Source organism: Virgibacillus siamensis (assembly GCF_900162695.1).
In the GTDB taxonomy this organism is placed as follows: domain Bacteria; phylum Bacillota; class Bacilli; order Bacillales; family Amphibacillaceae; genus Lentibacillus; species Lentibacillus siamensis_A.
The window spans coordinates 2,662,117-2,684,859 of sequence record NZ_FUIH01000007.1 but is presented as its reverse complement, the minus strand read 5'-3'; the positions used below and the strand labels follow the sequence as shown (position 1 = coordinate 2,684,859).

The following is a 22,743-nucleotide window of genomic DNA, read 5'->3' as shown; positions in this document are numbered from 1 at the left end:
ATGCATTCATCACGATTAATTGTAAATGCTGATGATTTCGGTTTAACGCCGGGTGTATCTGCAGGGATACTTTATGCACATCAGCATGGCATATTGACAAGTACAACGGCAATGGTTAATACAGAGTTTTCAAAGGAAAGCCTCGAAGAAGTGAAACGGTATCCTGATCTTGGGGTAGGCTTGCATCTTGTTCTGGATGCCGGTCAACCGATATCCACTTCCGTCAGCAGTTTAACAGATAATAGAGGTGAATTTCTAAAAGGGAGGGAGCTAATAGAGTCTGCGAAACGGCAAGACATAAAAGATGAACTTGAATACCAGCTTGAATTGCTTTTAAGGTCGGGGGTGGATGTGACGCATATTGATAGTCATCACCACATGCACCTCCATATCCCTTGTGGAATGGAAGCAGTGGTGGAAGTAGCCGAAACATACAAACTCCCTGTAAGGTCATTTTCAGACTCCGTTCTTCCTGGTTCTGTTTTAACAAGTGACTACTTTCACTACGATTTTTATGGTGATAATTACGTTTCACCGGAATATTTACTGAATCTATTTTCCGGTTTGCAGCCAGGAGTAACAGAAATTATGTGTCACCCTGCATTTTTGGATTCGTGGCTAAGCAATAAAAGCAGCTATAATTTCACTCGAATGAAAGAATTAAATATTCTTGTGAACAGCAAAATTAAAAACTGGATAGATGAGCACGCTGTTGATTTAATCCATTATGGAGGGCTAGTTGATGAACCATGAAAATTTTTCAATGAATATTATATTACATGCAGGGAACGCCAAAGGATATTTACATGAGGCGCTGCAGGACGCAAGGAACGATGATTTTGAACAGGTGGATGCAAAAATAAAACAAGCATCAAATGAGCTTTTGGAAGCACATAAGATACAAACGCAATTCCTGCAGGATGATGCAAAAGAAAAAGTAGACAGTGTGTCGGTAATATTGGTTCATGCGCAGGATCATCTGATGACTGTAATGTCGGAAAGAGATTTAATTCAGGAAATGATTGAGATGTACCGTAAACAACATGAAATGAATCAAAAGCTGAATCAGTTAATGGAGGGGAACAGTAAGAAAAAGCTGGAGCAGGAAACATGGGGTACTTCGGAAGACTAATAATAGATGAGGAGTGTTTTCGTGAAATATATCAAATACATTTTCCCTGTATTTGTTTTAGCGTTATTAGTGACATCCTTGTTGGTAACTTCCAGTGCAGAGGGGAAAGACGGTAATAATGGAAATGGGAAGGTTGTTCCAGGTATTGAAGTGTTATTGAATAAAAAGTTAGACTGGCTGGAAAATAAAAGAGTTGGGTTAATAACCAATCCGACTGGAGTTGACAGCGATCTAAAGAGCAGTGTTGATTTATTGTATAACCACCCGGATGTTAAATTAACTGCATTATTTGGACCGGAGCATGGTATACGGGGGAGCCGTGAAGCAGGGGAATATGTCGAATCATATATTGATGAGAAAACCGGTCTTCCTGTGTATAGTCTATATGGACCAACATGGAAACCAACAGAAGAAATGCTGGCTGATGTAGATGTGTTACTATTTGACATTCAGGATGTTGGTTCAAATGTTTATACGTATATATATACACTGGGGTTTGCCATGGAGGCAGCTGCAGAATATGATAAAGAATTAATTGTATTGGATCGCCCGAATCCAATTGGCGGAACGAAGGTGGAAGGGCCGCTGCGATCAGAGGAAACGGTCAGTTTCATGGGAAGATTTCTGCTTCCTGTAAGACATGGAATGACAGTCGGGGAATTAGCAACGATGTGGAATCATGAGTATAGTATGGGAGTAGATTTAAAGGTTGTTAAAATGAAAGGCTGGAAACGCACCATGCATTTCGAAGACACCGGTCTTCCATGGGTCATGACTTCACCAAATATACCAACTAAAGAGACTGCATATTTATATGCTGGAACGGAATTGCTGGATGATACTTCGTTAAGCACGGGGCTAGGCACTACCAAACCGTTTGAATTGGTTGGAGCACCTTGGATTGATGGTGAAGCATTAGCAAAAGAAATGAATAACCGGAACATTTCAGGGGTAACTTTCCGATCCGCCTATTTCACTCCGATGTTTGGTAAATATGAAGGTGAATTAGTCGGGGGAGTTCAAGTCCATATTGATGATCCATCACAAATAAATTTAGTTAATTTAGGTTTAAATCTGGTGGATGCAATGCGAGATCAAAATCCGGAAAAGTTTGAGATGACATCCAGTTATGCGAATCTTATTGGGGATCCGGAAGTACCGGAGATGATTATGAATGATGAACCAGTTGATCGTATCATAAAGTCCTGGGAAGATGAATTAAATACGTGGGTTACAGAAGTCCGTAACCAATATTTATTGTATAATCCGTATCCAAGTGGTGCCCAGCCTTATAAAGACGAAGGAGTGTTAGGGATATTGCCGCTTGATTTAACAGCCGCTCCGGGTCAAAGTGTTGAATTAACTGTACAAGGATATGATAAAAACGGTGAAAAGCTGGATATTGCTCCTTCATCGGTTGAATGGTCCACTACAAATGATATCGGGTATGTTGAAAATGGTATTTTTCATGCAGAAAAAGAAGGACAGGGTAAAATAGTAGCTTCGTATGGTGATTATACCGCAAGCAGGGATGTCAACGTATCAGCCACACAAATCAAAAATATCCGTTATGGAATACACTCAGCTTATTCAAGGATAGTATTCGATTTGAACAAGACAGTGAATAATTACACGATAAAAGAAAAGGATGATAAGTTATTACTGAAAATTCCTTATGGAGAAATTGAAGGGGAATTAGACGAACAAGGAGGAACCATTGATATAAAGAACAGCCCAGTTATATCCAGTATCGACTATAGGATTGAAAATGATGTGTTCGTTGCTGCATTTAACCTGAAGATAGATGAGGTAGAGTATGAGACACCTGAGTTTTCTTCCAGAATAGTTGTGGATTTGATGCATTGAGGAAGTGCCGGGACGGTTCTTGTGCTTCTCCATTAATAGGATGATGAATGGACATTGATGTTAACTATTCGTCCACTGCAGCAGCCAATCACTATCTATCAACAGGGCTTCATTTATGTTGGTAAAGAGGCGGGCTTGATGCCTAGAGTGCGAGTAAAGCAAGGCGATTCCCCTTGCTTTCTGGCACTCTGTTTATTTTTTGAATTGTGCAAGAAGCGGAACCGTCCCCATGCTTATCAGTCACTTCTCATTTTTTATCAGTCAGATGTCGAAGTATATCGGTCGCTTTGGAATTTTATCAGTCACTTTCCGGGTTTTATCAGTCAGATACCGCACTTTATCAGTATTTGGAACAGTCCTTATGCTTCCCGTGCTTTATCCCCGCAATAAATTACAGGAAAAATACCGCTTCACAACGTTCGGCGTAAAATATTGTTTACCACTAGATGAAAACAAGTGGCAGCCACCGCCATTTTAGCAAGCCCGCCCGAGTGCATACCCCTCTTACGGGCGGATTTCACACGACAAGTAGTTTATATTGAATAAGTAGAAGGCGAAAAATAATAGTTTTTACATGCCACCAAATCCAAGGTTGCAACGATAATAGTTATGAGAAGGAGTTTTTATCACTATAAAGCAAAGGAAGAACGCCAATGGACAACCGAATAGCTTTTGAGGAAATTTTTGAGCAAAACAAGCGAAGGATCCACTATCACATCCACAAGCTGAACATCAATGACCCACACGATGAGTTTTTTCAGGAGGGCTTAATCGCAATGTGGAACGCCTACGAGACATATCAGCCGGACAAAGGCGCTATGGCTACATACTTCAATTACACCATCCGTAACCGCCTGATTGATCGTATACGCAAGGAAGCCTCCCATCAAAACACGCAGGCGAAAGCCATTCAGGAACATTTAACACAAGTCACGGACGGCAATCGTCACAGCCTTCGGGATAAGCTTAACCGGCGAATCTTACCCGGGCAATCCTTTTCACTAACTGATTTTACACTTTGGAAAACGTTAAAATCTGAACTGACAGAAAGACAATGGAAATGGATTTATTACCATATCATCGAAGGCATGTCCTATAAAGAAATTGCCATTACGGAGAATACGACCGTTGAAGCTGTGAAGGGATGGGGTAAGCAGGTGCGAATGAAGCTGCGTGATCCCAAGTTCCGGGAAAAGCTGTAATGGGACGATAATCTGTAAAATGGGCAGTTGTATACGTGAAGAAAACATTGCGCAGGCAGGGGGAGAGGTTAATAAATCTGCTAAGCAGAATGGTGGAGTGGCGGTTGTTGAAGAAGTTCTTGATTTGGATGAACAGGAGGAGTTTGAGAGGTTGTTGGTGGAGTTTACTAGGGGTGGCGCGATGAAAGAAGTAATGAATGGGGGAACAAAAGATTCCCCCATCAAACCTTACTTAAACCCAACGAGTAGTAATCGTCTTTTTACGTGTATAGAAGTCTATTCCATCTTTCCCATTAACATGAAGGTCACCGTAAAAAGAATCTTTCCATCCGGAAAATGGGAAAAAGGCCATTGGAGCGGGAACACCGATATTTACCCCGAGCATGCCCGCATCAATTTTTTCCCGGAAAGTCCGAACGCTTCCGCCATCATTCGTAAAGATACAGGAGCCATTTGCGAATCTTGATTTATTTGTTAGCTCAATCGCATCGTCAAGATTTTTGACCCGGCTGATGGATAGGATCGGTGCAAACATTTCGTCTTCCCAAATCTTCATTTCGCTAGTCACATCATCAAAGATAGTTGGTCCGACAAAGTAGCCTTTCTCTTGGAGCTCTTTATCTTCCCGTCCATCGCGAACCAGTTTCGCACCTTCTTCTTCACCGGTTTCAATATACTGTAATGTACGTTCTTTATGCTGTTCCCGAATAACCGGTCCGAGAAATACCCCTTCATCCAAGCCATTGCCGATTTTAATTTCATTTGCTTTTTGGATTAATTGTTCAACGAATTCGTCTGCAATGGATTGATGCACAGCTACAACCGAACAAGCCATGCAACGTTCACCCGCTGAGCCGAATGCCGCACTGATCACCTGTGTTGTTGCATTATCCAAATTGGCATCACTTAATACAATGGAGTGGTTTTTTGCTCCGGAAAGCGCCTGAACACGTTTAAGATTTTCTGTACCTCTCTTATATACGTACTCAGCAACCGGTTGTGATCCAACGAATGAAATTGCATCAATCTGGTTGTGATCCAATAAACCATTTACTACATCGTGTGCGCCGTGAACGATGTTAAATACACCGGCAGGCAGTCCTGCCTCTTCCAGTAACTCAGCCAGTCGATTGGCGAGAATTGGTGTGCGCTCGGATGGCTTTAATACAAATGTATTCCCCGTTACAATCGCCATTGGGAACATCCAGCAAGGAACCATCATTGGAAAATTAAACGGTGTAATACCGCCAATGACGCCAATAGGATATCGATAGACACCTGACTCCAATCCCGTGGCAATCGATGGCAGTTGTTCGCCCATCATCAGTGATGGCGCACCGGATGCAAATTCTACACATTCAATTCCGCGTAATACTTCACCATAGGCTTCTTTATAACTTTTTCCATTTTCAATGGAGACCAGTTCCGCAAGTTCCTCCCAATGTTCAACAAGTAATTGCTGATATTTGAATAAAATACGGGCGCGTTTTGGTACAGGGACCTCTTTCCAAGTCTCAAATGATTCCGCAGCAGTCTTAACGGCCTGATCCAAATCTTCCTTGGTGGAAATTGGTACATGGGCAATCACTTCACCGGTTGCCGGATTAAATACTTTTTCCGTTTTATCTGAATTTGATGCAACCCATTCGCCATTCACATAGTTTTTAATAGTTTTAACCTTTAATTGTTCCATTATAATACCTCCAATAGTTGTTATTATATTAGTTCATGCTGTTCATTACTAAAAAATTGAATATAGAATAACAGCTAAGAACATTACAGAAGTTGGCAAAACAACGCTTAAAAGAAAAACAGGTTTATAGGATCTTTCATGAGTTTCACCACATATAACCCGAATTGTTGTCACAACATATCCATTATGTGGTAATGAATCAATACCACCTGAAGCTAATGCTGAGATTCGATGCATTGCACCCGGATCCAATCCTTGTCCCATATAAATGGGTGCCAAAACCGGTAGTGCGATACCTAATCCACCTGAGGCTGATCCAGTAATGCCACAAATAAGTGTCACTCCAATTGCCAATCCCAATAATGGGGGACCAGGCAAATTTACAAGCCCATTCACCAAAGCATCGAATGCTGAAACCTGTGCAACTACACTGCCAAAGCCTACGACTGCACAGGTGTTTGCAAGCGCAACTAATGCATCCTGAGCGCCTTTGGCAAGGGAGTCCCAAAATGCTTTGAGAAACGTATTCATTGTTACACATGCCAGGGCGATACCGCTTGTCAGGGCTATTAATAGTGCAGCTGTCGGGTCCATCAATTGTGACAAGACATTTAATACGGCAATTACCACGATTAATGGTATTACGGAGACAACAATGTTCGGTAATCGTTTTTTAGTGTCTCTAGCATCATATTCTTCCTCTGCCAGGGATGCTGCTAACTCATTTCTATCATTCTTATATGGAAGATGGAACTCCTCTCCATCGTTAACTGCTTTTTTTACCATATGTCCAATCCATATGGCACCGACAATCATAATTAGCAGTGCACATAAAACACCGATAAACCCACCGCCAGTTGGTGTTGTACCAAAGAATTTAGTCGGAATGATATTCTGAATTTCCGGTGAACCAGGTGCGGTCATTGTAAAAGAAATGGAACCAAACACCAATGCCCCCGGAATAAACCGGTGTGGTAAATTAGCTGCACGAAACAATGAAACTGCTATAGGATAGATGGCAAAGCCTACAACAAATAAACTAACTCCGCCATAGGTCATAATTGCTGCTGCCGCTACAACAGCAAACACTGCACGTTTTGTCCCTAACGTTTTTTTAATCCATTGTGCAATGCTTTCCGCGGACTTGGTTTCCTGCATTACTTTCCCAAATATAGCCCCAAGTAAAAATACTAAAAACCATGAAGCAAAATACCTTGTAAAGCCATCCATATAATTTTCCATCAAGGCAGTTTGAAGATTCAACCCGCCTGTAATCGCTACCAAAATGGAACACAGGATCGCAGCGATTATTATATTTATCCCTTTCATTGTTAGATAAATCAGTAATACCAGTGAGACGATTAACCCCACAACACCAATCACACTCATAAAATCCCCCCCTGTCTGTTTGCCCAAATTATTTTATTGTACGTTCCGTTGAAAAATCGTAATCAAAACAGACTCTATAAAGTTCCTCCATTTCATATTGTTCAGGTACTCTTGGATTGTTGGCTGGACTTCCACTGGCTAATGCATCTTTTGACATTTTGCTGACAACGCTTTCAAATTCTGTTTTGTCAATACCCCATCCATTTAAATTGGGTATGTTCAGTTTCAAACACAGACTTTTTACTGAAGCCACAGCTACATCGGCAGCCTGTTCATCAGAATAATTTTCTGCAGCGGGAATAAAAATTCTTCCTAAGTCTGCCAATCTTTTAATGGCATAATCTTTACTAAATTCAAGAACCGCTGGTAGTAACATTGCGTTCGAAAAACCATGCGGCACATGAAAAAGTGCACCTATTGGCCTGGATAGACCGTGTACTAAACAGACTGAAGCATTGGAAAAAGCGAGTCCCGCCTGCATGGCTCCTAATGACATATTTTCTCTTGCATCTAAATTATCCCCATCCTCGTAGGCTATTGTGATATTTTCAACTATTAATTTCATTGCTGAAAGTGCCATATCATCTGTCATAGGGTGTGAACGTTTGGAAATATACGCTTCAACCGCATGACTGAGCGCATCAATACCTGTTGCAGCCGTTACTTGTTTTGGTGACGATAAAGTGAGCAAGGGATCAACAATAGCTACTTCAGGTAAAAATGATGGTTGTTTTATCATCATTTTTACATCGGTTGTAGTATTAGCGATTACTACCGCATCCGTAACCTCTGAACCGGTTCCTGCAGTGGTTGGTATTGCAATATGTGGGATAGGCTTTACTTCAGCCATTTTTTTCATGCCCATATAATCCCCGATATATCCGTCATTGGTTGCAAGAACAGCAATTGATTTTGCTGTATCGATGCAACTGCCGCCACCTAGTGAGATGACAATTTCACAGTTTTCTTCGTTAAAAAGCGTTAACGCTTCATCTACATAGATATCCGTAGGCTCAGAATCTACACCTAAATACGTAACACTATCAACGCCTTCTTTTAGCAGATTATCCCGACATTCACTTACATATTCGAGGTCATTCATTACTTTGTCGCTTACAATAATAGCTTTTTTTCCCCTGGCCTTAGCCTCTCTACCAACTTCACCAAAGGCATTGCGACCATAATTAATCGTTTGCGGCGAGTGAAAAGTCTTGTAGTTTTCCATTCTTCATACCTCCCTTATAATGATGTACAGTGTTATATATGCAAAAGTTATGCCAATTTGAAAGGTTTGATAATACTTTATTTTCAAAAATAAATGTAGAAAAATTACTACATTTATTTCAAACACATGTAGTAACTTTTCTACATTTCGATGACTAAATAAGGTCATATTTCTTTAGTTTATAGTATAATGTTGTTCGGTGAATCCCCAATGTTTTCGCTGTTTCTGATTTATTACCGTTATTCTTCCGTAATACAGCTACAATCATTTCTTTTTCAGTATTCATCCTTTCTGTCTTCATCTGATGGAATGAATCTTCCCCGATGGTGAGTGTTTGATCAGTATGTAACATATAATCTGGTAAGTGGTGGGGTTCGATAGTATCGCTTTCAACCAGAACCACAAGATTTTCAATTACATTAAATAGTTGTCTGATGTTACCACGCCAATCATAATTAATAAACTTGGTTATTACTTCAGAAGATAATTCTTTTAACGGAATTTGATGTTTGTTGCATGCCGCACTCAAGTAGTAGGATACCAAAGGAGGAATATCTTCTTTCCGTTTACGAAGCGGCGGTATAGGTAGTTCAATTACATTAATTCGATAGTAAAGATCCTCACGAAAATCACCTTTGTCCACCATTTCTTTAAGGTTTTGATTTGTGGCAGCAATAATTCTGGTATCTAATTTATTTTTTCTTGTACCACCAACACGTTCAAATTCCTTTTGTTGTAACACACGCAGTAACTTCGTTTGCATTAAAAGTGGCATTTCACCTATTTCATCTAAAAACAATGTTCCGTACTGGGCCATTTCCAGTTTTCCCGGCTTGCCCCCTTTTTTTGCTCCGGTAAATGCTCCTTCTTCATAACCAAATAATTCCGATTCAAATAGTTGTTCTGGTATGGCTCCACAATTCACACTGATAAAGTTTCCGGATGCATATGGACTTAACTGATGAATACTTTGTGCATACATTTCCTTCCCGGTACCACTCTCACCCGTAATCAGAACAGTAGCATTTGTTTTGGCGACCTTCCTTGCGAGATGCTTTAATTCAGAGGTAGGGTTACTATTGCCAATAATTTGATCTAAGGTAAACATATTGGTTTCCCGCCACTTTTGCGTGATAGCATTTCCAGTTCGGTAAGGTTGGCTTGATTTCTTCTGTAACCGTTCATATATCTTATTTAATTCTGTCACACCTTCAAAAACAAGCATACCAATAGCACCAACAACTTGGTTTTGTTTCCAAATTGGAATGCGATGTACGATCATTGCTTGACCTTGAATATATTGTATTGCCCCGCGTTCAGGCATTCCTGTCCTTATCGTATTGTGAAGATTTGTGTTATCAATTACTTCCTGGACATGGTGACCAATTGCATCCTTTTTTTCAATCCCTGTGTAACGGCTATAAGCATCATTGAATTCAACGATTGTACCTTTTGTATCCACAACGGTAATTCCTTCATAAGCACTATCCAAGATTACGTTTAATATTTCCGCCGAATGTTCCAATTGATTCATTTCACTAATATATTGGGATAACCCATTTGTAATTTCATTTCTAGTTAAAAGGCCCACCAACTTATTTTGATTATCCACAACTAAATAATATGGATATGATAATTTACTAACTTTCATTAGGGGGTCAGTTACATGAACGATTGAAAAATTATCATGTAAATGATCGGTTATAAATGCTTGGTTAACTGGTTCATTATGTGTAAACGATTTCAAAAGAGACTTTGCTGTAATAACACCAAGCGGCTCTTTTTCTTTACCCACAACAGGTATAAATTCAGCATCCGAAGCTAGTATTACTTGAGCTGCTTGCATTAATGATAGGTTGTCTAGTTCGACATAGTTAGGATTCGGAATCATCCACTTATCTATTTGATAGTGCTCAGCATTTTTGATTATTGTATCTTGGTTTTGAATAAAATCCTGAATCATAATTTGCGTACCTCCCTTGGTTATGTGAAGTTTTATAAGCGTAAATATTCAGTTATTTAATTATACTATTGTTGTGGGATTTAACAAGTATGATAGGGGAGGTGAGATAAAGGATAACTGAGTGAATGGAAACAGGGTGCAACTAATAGTATGTATTTTAGTTATCTTCTTTAACAATTTAGTAAGTAAGGCTGGCCGCATGAAGGTTACTGTGTGGGTCCTGCTTAATATCTAATTCAGTGATACTGCTGGTGAATTTGCCGGCAGTTTTTTTGTGTGTTTGTTATGAAGTAACCGATTTAAATGCATTGCTGCCTACAATATTTAGTTATACCCCATAAAATAAATCAATTATTCACGCCCATTTTAGTATGCTAGTATTTAATTAACTGAAATATAGCTATATTTTGACTTTACATTAATTAAATAAAGAGGGAGTGATTTTTAGAGAAAAATAGATTGTTTTTCGAAATATGAAACCGCTGACATTTTAACCAATGGAGAAATATATCACGATCTAAATATGAATGACTTCAGGAGGAGGTATAATCATGTTTTTTCGTTCATTTTTTGATGAAAACTTAGCACAAATGTCTTATCTAGTTGGCTGCGAACGTACAGGAGAAGCCATTGTAATTGATCCTGCACGCAGTATTGACCCGTATTTGAAAATAGCAAAGAAAAAGGGTTTCAACATTATAGCTTCGGCTGAAACACATATTCATGCCGATTTCCTCTCTGGCTCCAGGGAAATTGCCAAGAATTGCAATATAACAGTTTATGTGTCGGATGAGGGAGATGAAAATTGGAAATACCATCAAGTGGAAGGTGTCAACTATACGTTTCTTAAAGATAGCAGCACATTTAATGTGGGGTTTGTTGAGTTTCAAGTTATGCATACTCCGGGACACACGCCAGAAAGTATTTCATTTATTTTAACGGACAAAGGGGCAGCTTTTTCCCAGCCAATGGGTATTTTTACAGGAGACTTCGTATTTGTTGGAGAAATTGGACGGCCTGATTTATTAGAAAAATCAGTGGGAATAGCCGGTTCTGCTGAAAGTGGTGCAAGACTAATGTTCGAATCCTTACAGAGGTTTAAAGAATTACCAGATTTTATGCAAGTATGGCCGGCGCATGGAGCTGGGAGTGCCTGTGGTAAAGCGTTGGGTGCAGTACCAATGTCTACTGTTGGATATGAGAAATTAAACAATTGGGGTTTAAAGGAGGAGAACAAGGAAGACTTTGTCAAATCTTTGTTAACTGGTCAGTCCACCCCTCCTAAATATTTTGCGATGATGAAAAAATTGAATAAAATCGGGCCTCCATTAGTTAATGAAACGGAAATTGAGCGGCTGGAAACACCGGATGAGCTTATAAAGTATGGAAGTAATACGGTTTTGTTGGATACGAGAAGAGCCAAAGAATTTGCAAAGGAACATTTAGAAGGTGCCATCAACATTCCATTTAATCAATCATTCACAAATTGGGCAGGGGAGTTGATCGGCTATGATCAGGATATTGTCCTTATTGCAGCTGAAGAACACGTCAATAAAATAAAAGAAAGTTTGTCATCAATAGGTTTGGATCGGGTTGTTTCTTCAATAGAACCAGCATTTACATTACGTGATCAAGAACGTATAGAAAGTTACGAAGAAGTGAATGTCCAAAAACTGCGTGATTTACTTGATGATGAAAATTATCACCTGATTGATGTTCGAAACCAATCAGAGTGGAATGATGGAAGGATTGAAGGTGCTGATCTTAAGACGCTTCGTTCACTTCCAGATCTTTTGGATGATCTGCCTGAAGGAAAAACATATCTTGTACATTGCCGTTCCGGTGCCCGCTCAGCAATTGCCGCGAGCCTGATGCAGGCAAATGGATATAAGGATGTTAAAAATGTAAAAGGTGGTTACTTAGCCTGGATGAAGGAAAAGTTTCCAGTAAAGTCTTAGTCAAAAAACATATGGATTCAATCGTTATAAGGAGGGGTATTTTATGGGATATGATTTTGACAAGGTAATAAATCGGTATAATACAAATTCGGTTAAATGGGATAAAACAGAAAGGTTATTTGGTGATAAGGATATTCTGCCAATGTGGATTGCTGATATGGATTTCGCGTGTCCCAATCCTGTTGTTGATGCAATAAAAGAGAGAGCAGAACATGGAATTTTTGGCTATACTTCAAGATCAAGAAATTATTTTGAGGCATTTATAGACTGGGTGGAGAGACGACACGATTGGTCCATTAAGAAACAGTGGATTCGCTGTACGCCAGGGATTATGACTGCTCTTAGTATTGCGATACAAACTTTTACAAATGAAGGAGATAGGATCATTATCCAAACCCCAGTTTACACACCTTTTACTGAGGTGATTGAGAAAAACAACCGTGAGATTGTGCTAAATCCACTTAAGCTTGATCATAAAAAGTATAAAGTAGATTACGAAAATCTGAAAGAAGTAGCTGCGAATACAGATGTTAAGATGATTATTTTGTGTAATCCGCATAATCCAGTCGGCAGGGTTTGGTCAAAGGAAGAATTGACAAAATTGGGCCAAATATGTATGGAAAATGATGTATTGGTAGTATCTGATGAAGCGCATATGGATATTGTTCATAAAGGATCTATCCATACTCCTTTTGCAAGTATTTCGGAAGAGTTTGCAGATAATTCGATTACATGTACAGCTCCTAGTAAAACGTTCAATTTAGCGGGAGTTCAAATGGCGAATAACATTATTCCAAATAAAGAACTACGCGATAGCTTTACAAACATGATTGATCGCCTTTATTTGGGACTATCCAACACGTTTGGTGTTACGGCAGTTGAAAATGCTTATAGATACGGAGAAGAATGGTTTGATAAGTTTTTAGATTATATTGAAGACAATCTGGCATTTTTAACGGAGTTTATTGAAACGAATTTGGAGGAAATAAAAGTGATTCCTCCTGAAGGGACATACCTCGTTTGGCTGGATTGTCGGGAACTCGGAATGGATGCAAAAGCTCTGGAGGATTTTTTACAAAAGAAAGCCAAGATAGCATTTGATGAAGGATATACATTTGGCGTAGGCGGTGAAGGATTTACCCGAGTTAATATTGCTTGTCCACGGCAGACTTTAGAAGAAGGCTTAAGGAGAATAGAAAAGGCAGTAAACGAATCTTTAATTAGAGTTGGGAAGGAGACTCAATAATGGAAATACTCCATGTTATATTAATTATTACGTTGTTCCTATTAATTTGTTCAGGGCTATTCTATATGCAGAAAAAGTTCGTTTCATTTGGTAAACGCGTTTCCCTCGCACTGGTAGTTGGTATAGTGTTTGGGCTTATCCTTCAGTTCGCGTATGGTACGAACTCAGACGTTATCAGCAGATCCTCGGACTGGATTAATATCGTTGGGAGTGGATTCGTATCACTATTAAAAACGCTAATCATGCCACTTGTTTTCTTTGCTATTTTACGGGCATTCACGAACTCAAAGTTTTCAGAGGGTTTCGGTAAGATCGGTGGATTAGTAATAGGGTTTTTAGTTGGAACAGTAGCTATAGCGGCAACTGTTGGGATTTTTTCAGCTGGTATTTTTCAGTTGGAGGGTATGGACCTTTCCAAGGGAGAGGCAGAAACAGAGGCTATTATGGGCAATGATAAAGCATTAAACGATCTGGAAGACAAGTCGATGCCGGATATGATTTTGTCCATGATACCAAGTAATATTTTCTCAGATTTGACTGGAGCAGCACCAACATCAGTTATCTCAGTTGTTATATTTTCGGTTATAGCCGGGATGGCTTTTATGGGTGTAAGAAGAAAGCAGCCTGAACAAGCGAAAGTGTTTGGAAGGGTGGTTGAATCCGTTTTTACAATTGTGATGCGAATTGTAACACTCGTATTACGCCTGACGCCATATGGGATACTTGCACTTATGGCAAATAAGGCTGCAACCAGTGATATAGCTACATTTATGAATCTGGGATTATTTATTATCGCGTCGTATTTTGCGATCTTTACCATGTTTTTAATTCACTTGTTGCTGATCAGAATGGCGGGACTAAACCCGGTGACATATGTTAAAAAAATAATACCAGTTCTTATATTCGCATTCTCATCCCGTTCCAGTGCAGGAACCTTGCCATTAAATATCAAAACACAAAAGAAAAGCCTCGGGGTTTCAGAAGGAGTCGCTGATGTATCGGGAGCATTTAGTGTAACAATCGGTCAAAATGGATGTGCTGGAATTTATCCTGCAATGCTTGCTGTTATGGTTGCACCGACAGTGGGTATTAATCCATTTACCCCTTCATTCATTTTGATGTTAATTGCTGTTGTAGCTATTGGTTCGTTCGGAGTCGCAGGAGTTGGCGGAGGAGGAACGTTTGCAGCACTTATCGTATTATCAACGATGAACTTACCTGTAGCTATCGTCGGCTTGCTTATTTCAATAGAACCTTTAATTGACATGGCTCGGACCGCTTTAAATGTTAGTGGTGGAATGACAACAGGTATCTTAACAGCTAGAATCACCAAAAATTTGGATAAAAGTATATATACCGATAAAGATAACCGAGTCGAACTGGAGCAGAGTGCAATTTAAACTATAAATACGTGTTCAAAATTATATCGAAATAAATGGCCTATTGTATATTTCTAAATATGCAATAGGCTTATTTTCTATTTATCAGTCTAATCCAATATTGCCATAATCAGAAATAAATAACGTGCTAAAATAGAAATGGATTGGTAGATTCGTAGACAAGGAGTGATTGAGCAATGAACATAGATTATTTGGAAATGTTTTGTCAGGTAATTGAGGAGGGAAGCATCAGTCAAGCAGCTCGTATAGGGTATATCTCGCAACCAGCAGTGACCAGCAAGATACGGCAACTGGAAAAACATTATGGTACCGAGTTGTTTGATAGAACCGGTGGAAAATTGCAACTTACAGAGTCAGGTTCTGCCCTTTATCCCTACGCAAAGGAGGTCATTGATCTTTTTAATCAATCTGAAGAGGCAGTAAAAGTAATTACAAATCGTGAAGTATCTACATTAAATATAGGGGCAAGTTTGACTATCGGTGAATATCTTTTGCCAGGTATATTGGGTGAATTTCAAAAAAAGAATCGGAATTTAAAATTGAATTTAGCTATTGGAAATACACCAAGTATTGTTGCTCAGTTGGAGAATCGGGAAATTGATATTGCTTTGGTGGAAGGCATCGTTACACATGATGATTTTCATATTGAAAAATTCACCGAAGATGAGTTGATCATGGTTGTTCCCAGTAATCATCGGTGGAATGATCGAAGTGAAATTAGTATAGAAGAGTTGCCTCAGGAAAAAATGATTTGGAGAGAAAAAAATGCCGGCATTAGGGAAATTGTTGATAATGTATTACGGGAAAATAATGTATTAGAAAAAGTTAAGAGTTATATGGAGTTGGGGAGCACTCAATCAATAAAAAGTGCCGTTGAGGCGGGAATGGGCATTAGTATACTACCAAAACTATCCGTGAAAAGGGAGCTTGCGTTAGGGGTTATAAAACATGTAACAATCTCCGACGTTCGTATTACCAGGGATTTATCTGTAGTAAAAATTGCTTCTCGCTTTCCAAAAAAGAGTATGAATTCATTTATAGGCCATTTGAAAAATGTAACAAGTTAATTTTTGGGGCACTCAATTCCCCTTCACGCAACCGAAATATTATGTCCTGTTTTTTAAGTTATACCCCATAAAAATCATCTATTATTCACCATTTTTAACGTGTGATACCATTAATTTATGTTAAATATTTACTTTCATATTCTTGCAACAAGCATTTATTCTAAGGTTTAATGTTCTCACAATTGCAACCGATTACAAGGAGGGTAAAATGACTCGAAAGTGGGTGCTGGTTCAGCGGGAAAAATGACTTTAAAGATTAAAATCTGTTCTTCTGCTTTGTAAATAACGGTGATATTTCATAGTTTTTGTACAGATGTGAAAATGGGTGATTAGGATTGGGTTTGGACTTAATAATTGTGTTGTTTTTAATCGGTTTCATTGGTTCGTTTATATCAGGTATGGTAGGTATTGGCGGTTCAATTATTAAATATCCATTGCTACTTTATATCCCGTCATTTCTTGGGGTAGGTGTATTTACAGCGACTGAGGTTGCCGGTATATCGGCAGTCGATGTCTTTTTTGCATCAATTGCCGGTGTATTGGCTTACCGAAAAGATGGGTATTTGAATAAACGACTAATTATTACAATGGGAACTGCTGTGTTGGGAGGAAGCTTCATAGGAGGTTATGGCTCGGTACTTTTATCGGATCAGGGTATTAATCTTGTATATGCAATACTAGCAAGTATCGCAGCAATCATGATGTTTTGCTCCAGGAAAGAAAATAGTTTAGAAACAGAGGTAAACCAAATTGAATTCAACAGTCTAATGGCAATAATAAGTGCTTTTCTTGTTGGTATAGGGTCTGGTATTGTCGGGGCGGCTGGAGCATTTCTACTGGTGCCTATCATGCTAGTTTTACTGAACATACCAACCCGTGTCACTATAGCTTCTTCGCTAGCAATTACTTTTTTATCATCGATTGGTTCAACTGCTGGAAAAATAATAACAGGTCAAGTGTTGTTTGGACCAGCGGGGGTTATGATAGTTGCCAGTCTTATTGCTGCACCGATGGGGGCAGTTACCGGTAAAAAAATAGACACCAAAATATTGAAGGCTATCTTATCACTTTTTATCCTAGCTACGGTAATTAAAATTTGGTTTGATTTTGTTTGAATTTATAGAGGGAGGAAAGTTTTATGAATCATTATAAACTGACGGATTTTATCCGGGATTTGACTGATGTAGTAGAAACAACCAATTCTGATAGTGATCGTGTTTCACAGGCCGAGCATCATCTCAGTAAATTATTGCGCAGTAAGTCATGGTTGCCTATGGAAAAGATGTCTGCAGGCAATAACAGTTATGGTCGTCATTCCCTATATCGCGATCCACAAGACCGCTTTGAGATCCTCGCACTTATTTGGGAACCTGAACATAGTACACCATTACACGACCATGATGGAACATGGGGAGTAGAGGGAGTCATTTCTGGGCGTATGAAAATTTTTAATTATTTACAATTGGAATCGTACTCCAACCAGACTACTAAACTAAGTTATGCCGGTACAATGACTATAAACGAGCAAAGCACTGGAGAGCTTTTGCCACCAGCAGACTGCCACATTTTAAAACCCCAAGGAGAGGAAACAGTCATTACCGTTCATGTTTATGGAAAACAGCTTAATAAGTTTCGAGTATTTGAACCGACCAATCAAAAAAACATTTTTACTACTTATGAAAAAACTGTTGGATATACAACAGAAACATGTCTTGAAAATCTATCGAATCAATCTTAAAAGCAAGGAATCTGCATTTTAACTTTTGCCTAAAAATTAATGCAACGCCATTGTATATTACCTTCATTTATGCAAAACATAGTGGTAAAACAAATAAGGTGGTTATCATATGGCACAGCAAAATAAGCTTTCCCGTCAGTCACAGTATAAGATTGCCCAACAAATGAAACATGCACAGAATGATATGCAGGTGAAGCAAGCGTACAGAGCTGCTATTAAGTCGGAACAGAGGAATGGCTGACGTGCAATTTTTATAAATTACGTAATAGAACACTTCAATACAAACTTGGTTTTAAAACGTGCGAACTTTGATTGAAACGCGCGAAGTCCCCGTCCAAACGTGCGAAGTCTATGGCCAAACGCGCGAACTTTGGTGGAAAACGTGCGAAGCTCCCGCCCAAACGCGCGAACTCATTAGACAGTTCTTAAATGGAACAATTGGAAATTTTGAGCGAAAGAAGGCAAAAAGGGGAAGGAAGCATGAGAACCGTCCCCATGCTTCCCTTATTGCTATTTCAAGTTTGCTGGCAGTTCAAACAAATCAATTCCCCATATGATCGGCAAGAAGAAATATACTGCCAGTACAATTAAAATTAAAGAGGTGATGTTTAACCAGAATCCATTTTTGACCATCCCGGTTATTTTCAATTTTCCTGTACCATAAATGATTGCGTTTGGTGGTGTACCTACCGGGAGCATAAATGCACAGTTGGCTGCCATTGCGCATGGAACCATTAATGCATATGGGTGTACATTAAGTGCAAGCGCAAGTGACGCTACGACTGGTATAATCATTGTTCCAGTGGCAGTATTTGAGGTTATCTCGGTTAAGAACAGAATGACAGCAGTCGCTATAAACATTATGATAAGAATGTTCATTCCTTCCAGTTCTGCCAACTGGCTTCCAATCCAGTCTGAAAGCCCTGTTTCGGTAAAACCCGCAGCGATGGCAAGCCCTCCGCCAAACAGAATAAGAATCCCCCATGGAATATTTTGAGAATCCTTCCATTCCATTATTTTGCTTCCTTCTTCCTGTTTTGACGGGATCAGGAAAAGTAATACAGTTGCTGTCATTGCAATGATACCATCACTGATTCCCGGGATTTCCAGGATGTTTTGCCAAATAAATGTGCGTGTAATCCACATAAAGGCGGCGAAGATAAAAACAAGTGCCACGGCTTTTTCCTCATATGAAATTTTACCAAGGGATTTCCTTTCCCGATTAATCTGTTCCTTTCCACCCGGCAGTTCGCGAAAATTAACTTTATAAACAACTTTCGTAAGGTAAAGCCATAGGAGTGGAAGTAAGACGATAACAACCGGTACACCAATCATCATCCAGCTGGCGAAAGAAATTTCCATATTAAACATTTCGGCTGTTGTAGCTGCCAGAATACTTAGGGGCGGCGTCCCAATCAATGTCCCAAGACCACCTATTGTTGCAGCATATCCGATCCCGAATATAACCGATTTTTCGAATTTCGTTATTTCATTGGCATATTTTCCTTTTTGCAAGGAATCTGATGCCTGGTGTACAATTGCCAACCCCATTGGAATCAGCATCATGGTAGCTGCTGTGTTGGAAACCCACATCGATAAAAAAGCTGTTGCAACCATAAAACCTAATACAATTCGTTGCGGGCTCGTCCCGATTACAGCGATAATCGATAACGCAATTCGCTTATGCAAATTCCATTTTTCCATTGCTGTTGCAATAAAAAATCCACCCATAAATAAGAAAATAATATCATTCCCATACGATGAAACAACTGACTCTCCGTCTAGTGCTCCGGTAATCGGAAGTAAAATGATAGGAATGAGTGATGTTACTGCAATAGGAATTGGTTCAGTAATCCACCATGTAGCAACCCATAACGTTACAGCGAGTACGGATCTTGCTTCCATACTTAATCCGTCCGGCTGGAAAAATAATAGTGTGACTAAGAATAATAACGGACCCAGGATTAACCCGGTAATTTGCGCCGGTTTATATGCAGGTTTCTTATTACGATGATTATTTCCACCCCCTGAATCAGAAACTTTATTTTCTTGCGACTTTTCGGCGGCTTTAGAGCTCGCTCCGGTTATCATCTGAGAAAAAGTCAACAGTCGTTTTGTAGCTTCATGTGACTGCCAAAGCCACCCCCAAAAAGCAGTGATATTCTTTTGCATCATACGAACAACTCCTTTGCGTTATTGTCAGCGCTTACAAAGGAGTTTAAGGTATGGATGAGTTGCTGTGTACCTTATGAAACTATTTCAATTCTTTTGAAAGTAATAAAAGCAAAAGGAAGCGTCTATTTTTCAGACGCTCCCATTAAAGATTGAAGGAATTGAATTCTGTCCGGTTTTAATTGATATCGATGTAATGGTCTTCCGGTATCTTGATAGAAAACCTCTACTTCCAAAACGTCCTGACCAACCAGGTATTTCAAGTACTTGCTTATAGACACGCGGGATATCCCGCTCTCATCAGCTATTTCCGCAGTGGAAAAGGCTTTGCATTCCCACTCCTCAATCTGCTTGGCAATTCGGGCAAGTGTAAGTGCTGTCAGTCCTTTAGGCAAATCAACGAAACTTGAAGGCGAATGATATTTATTCATTAGAAAGGTATCTAAATCTTTCTGTTGAACATCTTTCCCGTCTTTCATGTTTTCGAATTTCTGTTGATATTTCATCAATGCTACTTTAAATCGGTCAAAATCAAATGGTTTAATTAAATAATCAAATGCTCCATATCTTAGGGCACGTTGGATGGAGGGGTAATCATTTGCCGCTGTAATGACGATAACATCAACGTTTAAGCCAGCATCCCTTATTTCCATCAGTAAATCGAGACCATTGCTGTTGGCCATATAAACATCCAGCAAAACGAGGTCTACATCATGATGATTTAGGAAATCCCATCCGACTGAGATGTCGTTAACAACACCAAACGTCGTAAAACCTTGTACTTTTTCAAGATATATTCGATTAAACTTTGCCACCATCGGGTCATCTTCTACAATTAAAACATTTATCATACATCATCACCCTTGTATGGAATGATTATATCAAAAACGGTTCCTTCACCTTTTTGCGTGTTAATCTCAAATGTTCCGCCTAACTCGTCGAGGGCTTTTTTTGCTAAATAAAGTCCATATCCCCGATTTTTTCCCTTTGTTGAAAGTCCTTGTTCAAAGATTGATTCTTTTTCAACTTGCGTCAGGCCGGGACCGTTATCCTGAATGGTAAAGTGAAACTGCTTGTTTATATAATTAATTGTGATAAACACATGTCGCTCATTGTTATGGGCAACTGCATCATTTGCGTTATCCATTAGGTTTCCGATCAGTGTTATAATGGCATGAATTTGATGGGTGTTTCCCAATTGTGGCAGCTGCCGATCCCCATTTATTTCTACGTCAACGCCATTTTCTCTGAATTGACTTAGCTTGTTATGTATATAACCTGCCAGTACAGGATCTTTAACAAGACGGGATATTTCCCCAATTTCCTTATGATAATGGTTGGAGATTTGGTCAATAAATTTTTCCAGCTCGCTGTATGATTCTGTATGTACCATCGCTGACATAACATGTAATCTATTCATAAATTCATGCGTCTGCGCCCGAAGCGTATCGGCGTAAGTCCTGGCTTCCGTTAATTGTTCCACCAAAGAGGTCAATTCCGATCGGTCCCGGAATGTGGCAATGGTACCTGCCATATGGTCGTTTACGATAATTGGTTTGATATTAACTATAATATCAATGCCATTAAGGCTTAGTTCCTGGTCATATTCCGCCGCCCTCTCCAACAACACCCGTTTCAAATCAGAATTGGGCAGAAAGGCAGACAACTGCTGACCAACGGGATTTTCTGAAAGTCCTGCCCGATGGAATAAATCCATCGCCACTTCATTGGCAACAACAATCTTGTCATGTTCATTGATGGCAATAATTCCTTCTCTTACAGAAGCAAGCATCGCATCCCGTTCCTGTAATAACTGTCCAATTTCCTGGGGTTCAAGCCCGTGTAGGGTACGCTTGACTCTACCTGATAAGAAAACAGCTCCGATTGTTCCGATAATTAAACCCGCGGCAGTCCCCGTATAAACAATAACCTGACTTCGAAAAACCGACTCTTCCACATTATCCAATAATAATCCAACCGCTACAACACCAACTTGCCTATTTCCATTCCAAACCGGAATAAATGCACGCATTGATTTACCCAGTGTTCCCTCCGCTATGGAGGTATAGCGCTCTCCTCGGAAAGCTCGATCCTCATCATTCCCAACAAACGATTTACCGATCCGCGCTTCAATTGGATGCGATCTTCGCTTATGATTATTATCCATAACGACAATATAATCAACATCCGTATCCTTCTGCACCGCTTCCGTATAGGATTGTATGTCCCTTGAATGATTCGGATTTGTTAATTTATTGATAACAAGCTTGGAATGGCTTACGGTACTGGCAATATTCATTACCTTTTCTTTTTGATTTTTCCTTGTTCTGTCAGCCGTTTCACTGGCAATCATAAAACTGGTGACTGCCAGTGCAACAATTAAAACCCCGAAGATTAATAGAATAATCCGTGTCTGCAATTTGATCGGTTTTTTGTTTTGGAAAATTCTTTTCATGTAATCCCTCATTTGGCTAAAGCCGTCGTCCAAAAATTTGAACATGATCGAGTAATCCTATCAGAATATCATTCTCGCAAAGTATATAATATAGCACAGAATTTTAGAAAAAAATACAAATAGTTGTGTTGGTGTAGGGTTATTTTGGATTGGTTTAGGGAGTGGAAGGGGAAAGGGTTGAGCAGGGGGAGTAGTTGGCGTAACTGCTGCTATTAATTCAACAGTTGCTATTTTGAA

19 protein-coding genes are annotated in these 22,743 nt (G+C 39.4%); 12 read left to right on the top strand and 7 right to left on the bottom strand.

Going from position 1 to position 22,743, the window contains the following annotated elements; all coding sequences use genetic code 11:
• The 5 genes from B1K71_RS16715 to B1K71_RS16700 all read left to right on the top strand — a co-directional run bounded on the left by B1K71_RS16715 (position 1) and on the right by B1K71_RS16700 (position 4,200).
• Entirely contained in the window at positions 1-753 is a 753-nt protein-coding gene (locus B1K71_RS16715) for a ChbG/HpnK family deacetylase (protein ID WP_077329035.1), read from the top strand.
• Positions 743-1,132 (top strand): PTS lactose/cellobiose transporter subunit IIA, encoded by a 390-nt coding sequence (locus tag B1K71_RS16710; protein ID WP_077329033.1) that lies wholly within the window; start codon positions 743-745, stop codon positions 1,130-1,132. The genes B1K71_RS16715 and B1K71_RS16710 overlap by 11 nt, the downstream gene beginning before the upstream one ends.
• Positions 1,133-1,153: 21 nt before the next feature.
• Positions 1,154-2,998, top strand: coding sequence for an exo-beta-N-acetylmuramidase NamZ family protein (locus tag B1K71_RS16705; RefSeq protein WP_245799328.1), 1,845 nt, complete (start codon positions 1,154-1,156; stop codon positions 2,996-2,998).
• Between the two features lie 54 nt (positions 2,999-3,052).
• Positions 3,053-3,388, top strand: a complete 336-nt coding sequence (locus B1K71_RS19695) for a hypothetical protein (RefSeq protein ID WP_139343350.1) — start codon at positions 3,053-3,055, stop codon at positions 3,386-3,388.
• Positions 3,389-3,651: 263 nt separating this feature from the next.
• On the top strand, positions 3,652-4,200 hold the full coding sequence (locus B1K71_RS16700) for a sigma-70 family RNA polymerase sigma factor (RefSeq protein ID WP_077329031.1): 549 nt from the start codon (positions 3,652-3,654) through the stop codon (positions 4,198-4,200).
• 232 nt (positions 4,201-4,432) lie between these two features.
• Here B1K71_RS16700 and B1K71_RS16695 read toward each other — a convergent pair whose 3' ends face one another.
• The 4 genes from B1K71_RS16695 to B1K71_RS16680 all read right to left on the bottom strand — a co-directional run bounded on the left by B1K71_RS16695 (position 4,433) and on the right by B1K71_RS16680 (position 10,470).
• Positions 4,433-5,893 (bottom strand): CoA-acylating methylmalonate-semialdehyde dehydrogenase, encoded by a 1,461-nt coding sequence (locus B1K71_RS16695; RefSeq protein ID WP_077329030.1) that lies wholly within the window; start codon positions 5,891-5,893, stop codon positions 4,433-4,435.
• 48 nt (positions 5,894-5,941) lie between these two features.
• On the bottom strand, positions 5,942-7,282 hold the full coding sequence (locus tag B1K71_RS16690; RefSeq protein ID WP_175631945.1) for a GntP family permease: 1,341 nt from the start codon (positions 7,280-7,282) through the stop codon (positions 5,942-5,944).
• 28 nt (positions 7,283-7,310) lie between these two features.
• Positions 7,311-8,507, bottom strand: a complete 1,197-nt coding sequence (locus tag B1K71_RS16685; RefSeq protein WP_077329028.1) for an iron-containing alcohol dehydrogenase — start codon at positions 8,505-8,507, stop codon at positions 7,311-7,313.
• A 154-nt stretch (positions 8,508-8,661) separates the two neighbouring features.
• Positions 8,662-10,470: a sigma-54-dependent Fis family transcriptional regulator gene (locus B1K71_RS16680; RefSeq protein ID WP_077329025.1), complete on the bottom strand. Its 1,809-nt coding sequence runs from the start codon at positions 10,468-10,470 to the stop codon at positions 8,662-8,664.
• Positions 10,471-11,021: 551 nt separating this feature from the next.
• Between B1K71_RS16680 and B1K71_RS16675 the strand changes: the two genes are divergently transcribed.
• The 7 genes from B1K71_RS16675 (at position 11,022) to B1K71_RS20300 (ending at position 18,120) form a co-directional block, all read left to right on the top strand.
• Positions 11,022-12,428 (top strand): MBL fold metallo-hydrolase, encoded by a 1,407-nt coding sequence (locus tag B1K71_RS16675; protein WP_077329023.1) that lies wholly within the window; start codon positions 11,022-11,024, stop codon positions 12,426-12,428.
• A gap of 43 nt (positions 12,429-12,471) precedes the next feature.
• A complete protein-coding gene (locus tag B1K71_RS16670) occupies positions 12,472-13,674 on the top strand; it encodes a MalY/PatB family protein (RefSeq protein ID WP_077329022.1) in 1,203 nt (400 codons plus the stop codon).
• Positions 13,674-15,074, top strand: coding sequence for an L-cystine transporter (locus tag B1K71_RS16665; RefSeq protein WP_077329020.1), 1,401 nt, complete (start codon positions 13,674-13,676; stop codon positions 15,072-15,074). Before B1K71_RS16670 ends, B1K71_RS16665 begins: the two co-directional genes overlap by 1 nt.
• 176 nt (positions 15,075-15,250) lie before the next feature.
• Entirely contained in the window at positions 15,251-16,141 is an 891-nt protein-coding gene (locus B1K71_RS16660; RefSeq protein ID WP_077329019.1) for a LysR family transcriptional regulator, read from the top strand.
• Between the two features lie 335 nt (positions 16,142-16,476).
• Positions 16,477-17,256, top strand: a complete 780-nt coding sequence (locus B1K71_RS16655) for a sulfite exporter TauE/SafE family protein (RefSeq protein WP_139343349.1) — start codon at positions 16,477-16,479, stop codon at positions 17,254-17,256.
• Between the two features lie 23 nt (positions 17,257-17,279).
• Positions 17,280-17,879 (top strand): cysteine dioxygenase family protein, encoded by a 600-nt coding sequence (locus tag B1K71_RS16650; RefSeq protein ID WP_077329017.1) that lies wholly within the window; start codon positions 17,280-17,282, stop codon positions 17,877-17,879.
• A 109-nt stretch (positions 17,880-17,988) separates the two neighbouring features.
• Positions 17,989-18,120 (top strand): hypothetical protein, encoded by a 132-nt coding sequence (locus B1K71_RS20300; protein WP_281250356.1) that lies wholly within the window; start codon positions 17,989-17,991, stop codon positions 18,118-18,120.
• Between the two features lie 269 nt (positions 18,121-18,389).
• Here B1K71_RS20300 and B1K71_RS16645 read toward each other — a convergent pair whose 3' ends face one another.
• The 3 genes from B1K71_RS16645 to dcuS form a co-directional block, all read right to left on the bottom strand.
• A complete protein-coding gene (locus tag B1K71_RS16645) occupies positions 18,390-20,051 on the bottom strand; it encodes an SLC13 family permease (protein ID WP_217697245.1) in 1,662 nt (553 codons plus the stop codon).
• 125 nt (positions 20,052-20,176) lie between these two features.
• Positions 20,177-20,902, bottom strand: a complete 726-nt coding sequence (locus B1K71_RS16640) for a response regulator (protein ID WP_077329014.1) — start codon at positions 20,900-20,902, stop codon at positions 20,177-20,179.
• Complete coding sequence (gene dcuS, locus B1K71_RS16635) at positions 20,899-22,506, bottom strand: DcuS/MalK family sensor histidine kinase (RefSeq protein ID WP_077329013.1); 1,608 nt, start codon at positions 22,504-22,506, stop codon at positions 20,899-20,901. Before dcuS ends, B1K71_RS16640 begins: the two co-directional genes overlap by 4 nt.
• Positions 22,507-22,743 lie beyond the last annotated feature (237 nt).

Coding starts and splice junctions, on each gene's coding strand:
- B1K71_RS16715 (WP_077329035.1), top strand. CDS start 1: ATGCATTCATCACGATTAATTGTAAATGCTGATGATTTCGGTTTAACG.
- B1K71_RS16710 (WP_077329033.1), top strand. CDS start 743: ATGAACCATGAAAATTTTTCAATGAATATTATATTACATGCAGGGAAC.
- B1K71_RS16700 (WP_077329031.1), top strand. CDS start 3,652: ATGGACAACCGAATAGCTTTTGAGGAAATTTTTGAGCAAAACAAGCGA.
- B1K71_RS16695 (WP_077329030.1), bottom strand. CDS start 5,893: ATGGAACAATTAAAGGTTAAAACTATTAAAAACTATGTGAATGGCGAA.
- B1K71_RS16690 (WP_175631945.1), bottom strand. CDS start 7,282: ATGAGTGTGATTGGTGTTGTGGGGTTAATCGTCTCACTGGTATTACTG.
- B1K71_RS16685 (WP_077329028.1), bottom strand. CDS start 8,507: ATGGAAAACTACAAGACTTTTCACTCGCCGCAAACGATTAATTATGGT.
- B1K71_RS16680 (WP_077329025.1), bottom strand. CDS start 10,470: ATGATTCAGGATTTTATTCAAAACCAAGATACAATAATCAAAAATGCT.
- B1K71_RS16675 (WP_077329023.1), top strand. CDS start 11,022: ATGTTTTTTCGTTCATTTTTTGATGAAAACTTAGCACAAATGTCTTAT.
- B1K71_RS16670 (WP_077329022.1), top strand. CDS start 12,472: ATGGGATATGATTTTGACAAGGTAATAAATCGGTATAATACAAATTCG.
- B1K71_RS16665 (WP_077329020.1), top strand. CDS start 13,674: ATGGAAATACTCCATGTTATATTAATTATTACGTTGTTCCTATTAATT.
- B1K71_RS16660 (WP_077329019.1), top strand. CDS start 15,251: ATGAACATAGATTATTTGGAAATGTTTTGTCAGGTAATTGAGGAGGGA.
- B1K71_RS16650 (WP_077329017.1), top strand. CDS start 17,280: ATGAATCATTATAAACTGACGGATTTTATCCGGGATTTGACTGATGTA.
- B1K71_RS20300 (WP_281250356.1), top strand. CDS start 17,989: ATGGCACAGCAAAATAAGCTTTCCCGTCAGTCACAGTATAAGATTGCC.
- B1K71_RS16645 (WP_217697245.1), bottom strand. CDS start 20,051: ATGCAAAAGAATATCACTGCTTTTTGGGGGTGGCTTTGGCAGTCACAT.
- B1K71_RS16640 (WP_077329014.1), bottom strand. CDS start 20,902: ATGATAAATGTTTTAATTGTAGAAGATGACCCGATGGTGGCAAAGTTT.
- dcuS (WP_077329013.1), bottom strand. CDS start 22,506: ATGAAAAGAATTTTCCAAAACAAAAAACCGATCAAATTGCAGACACGG.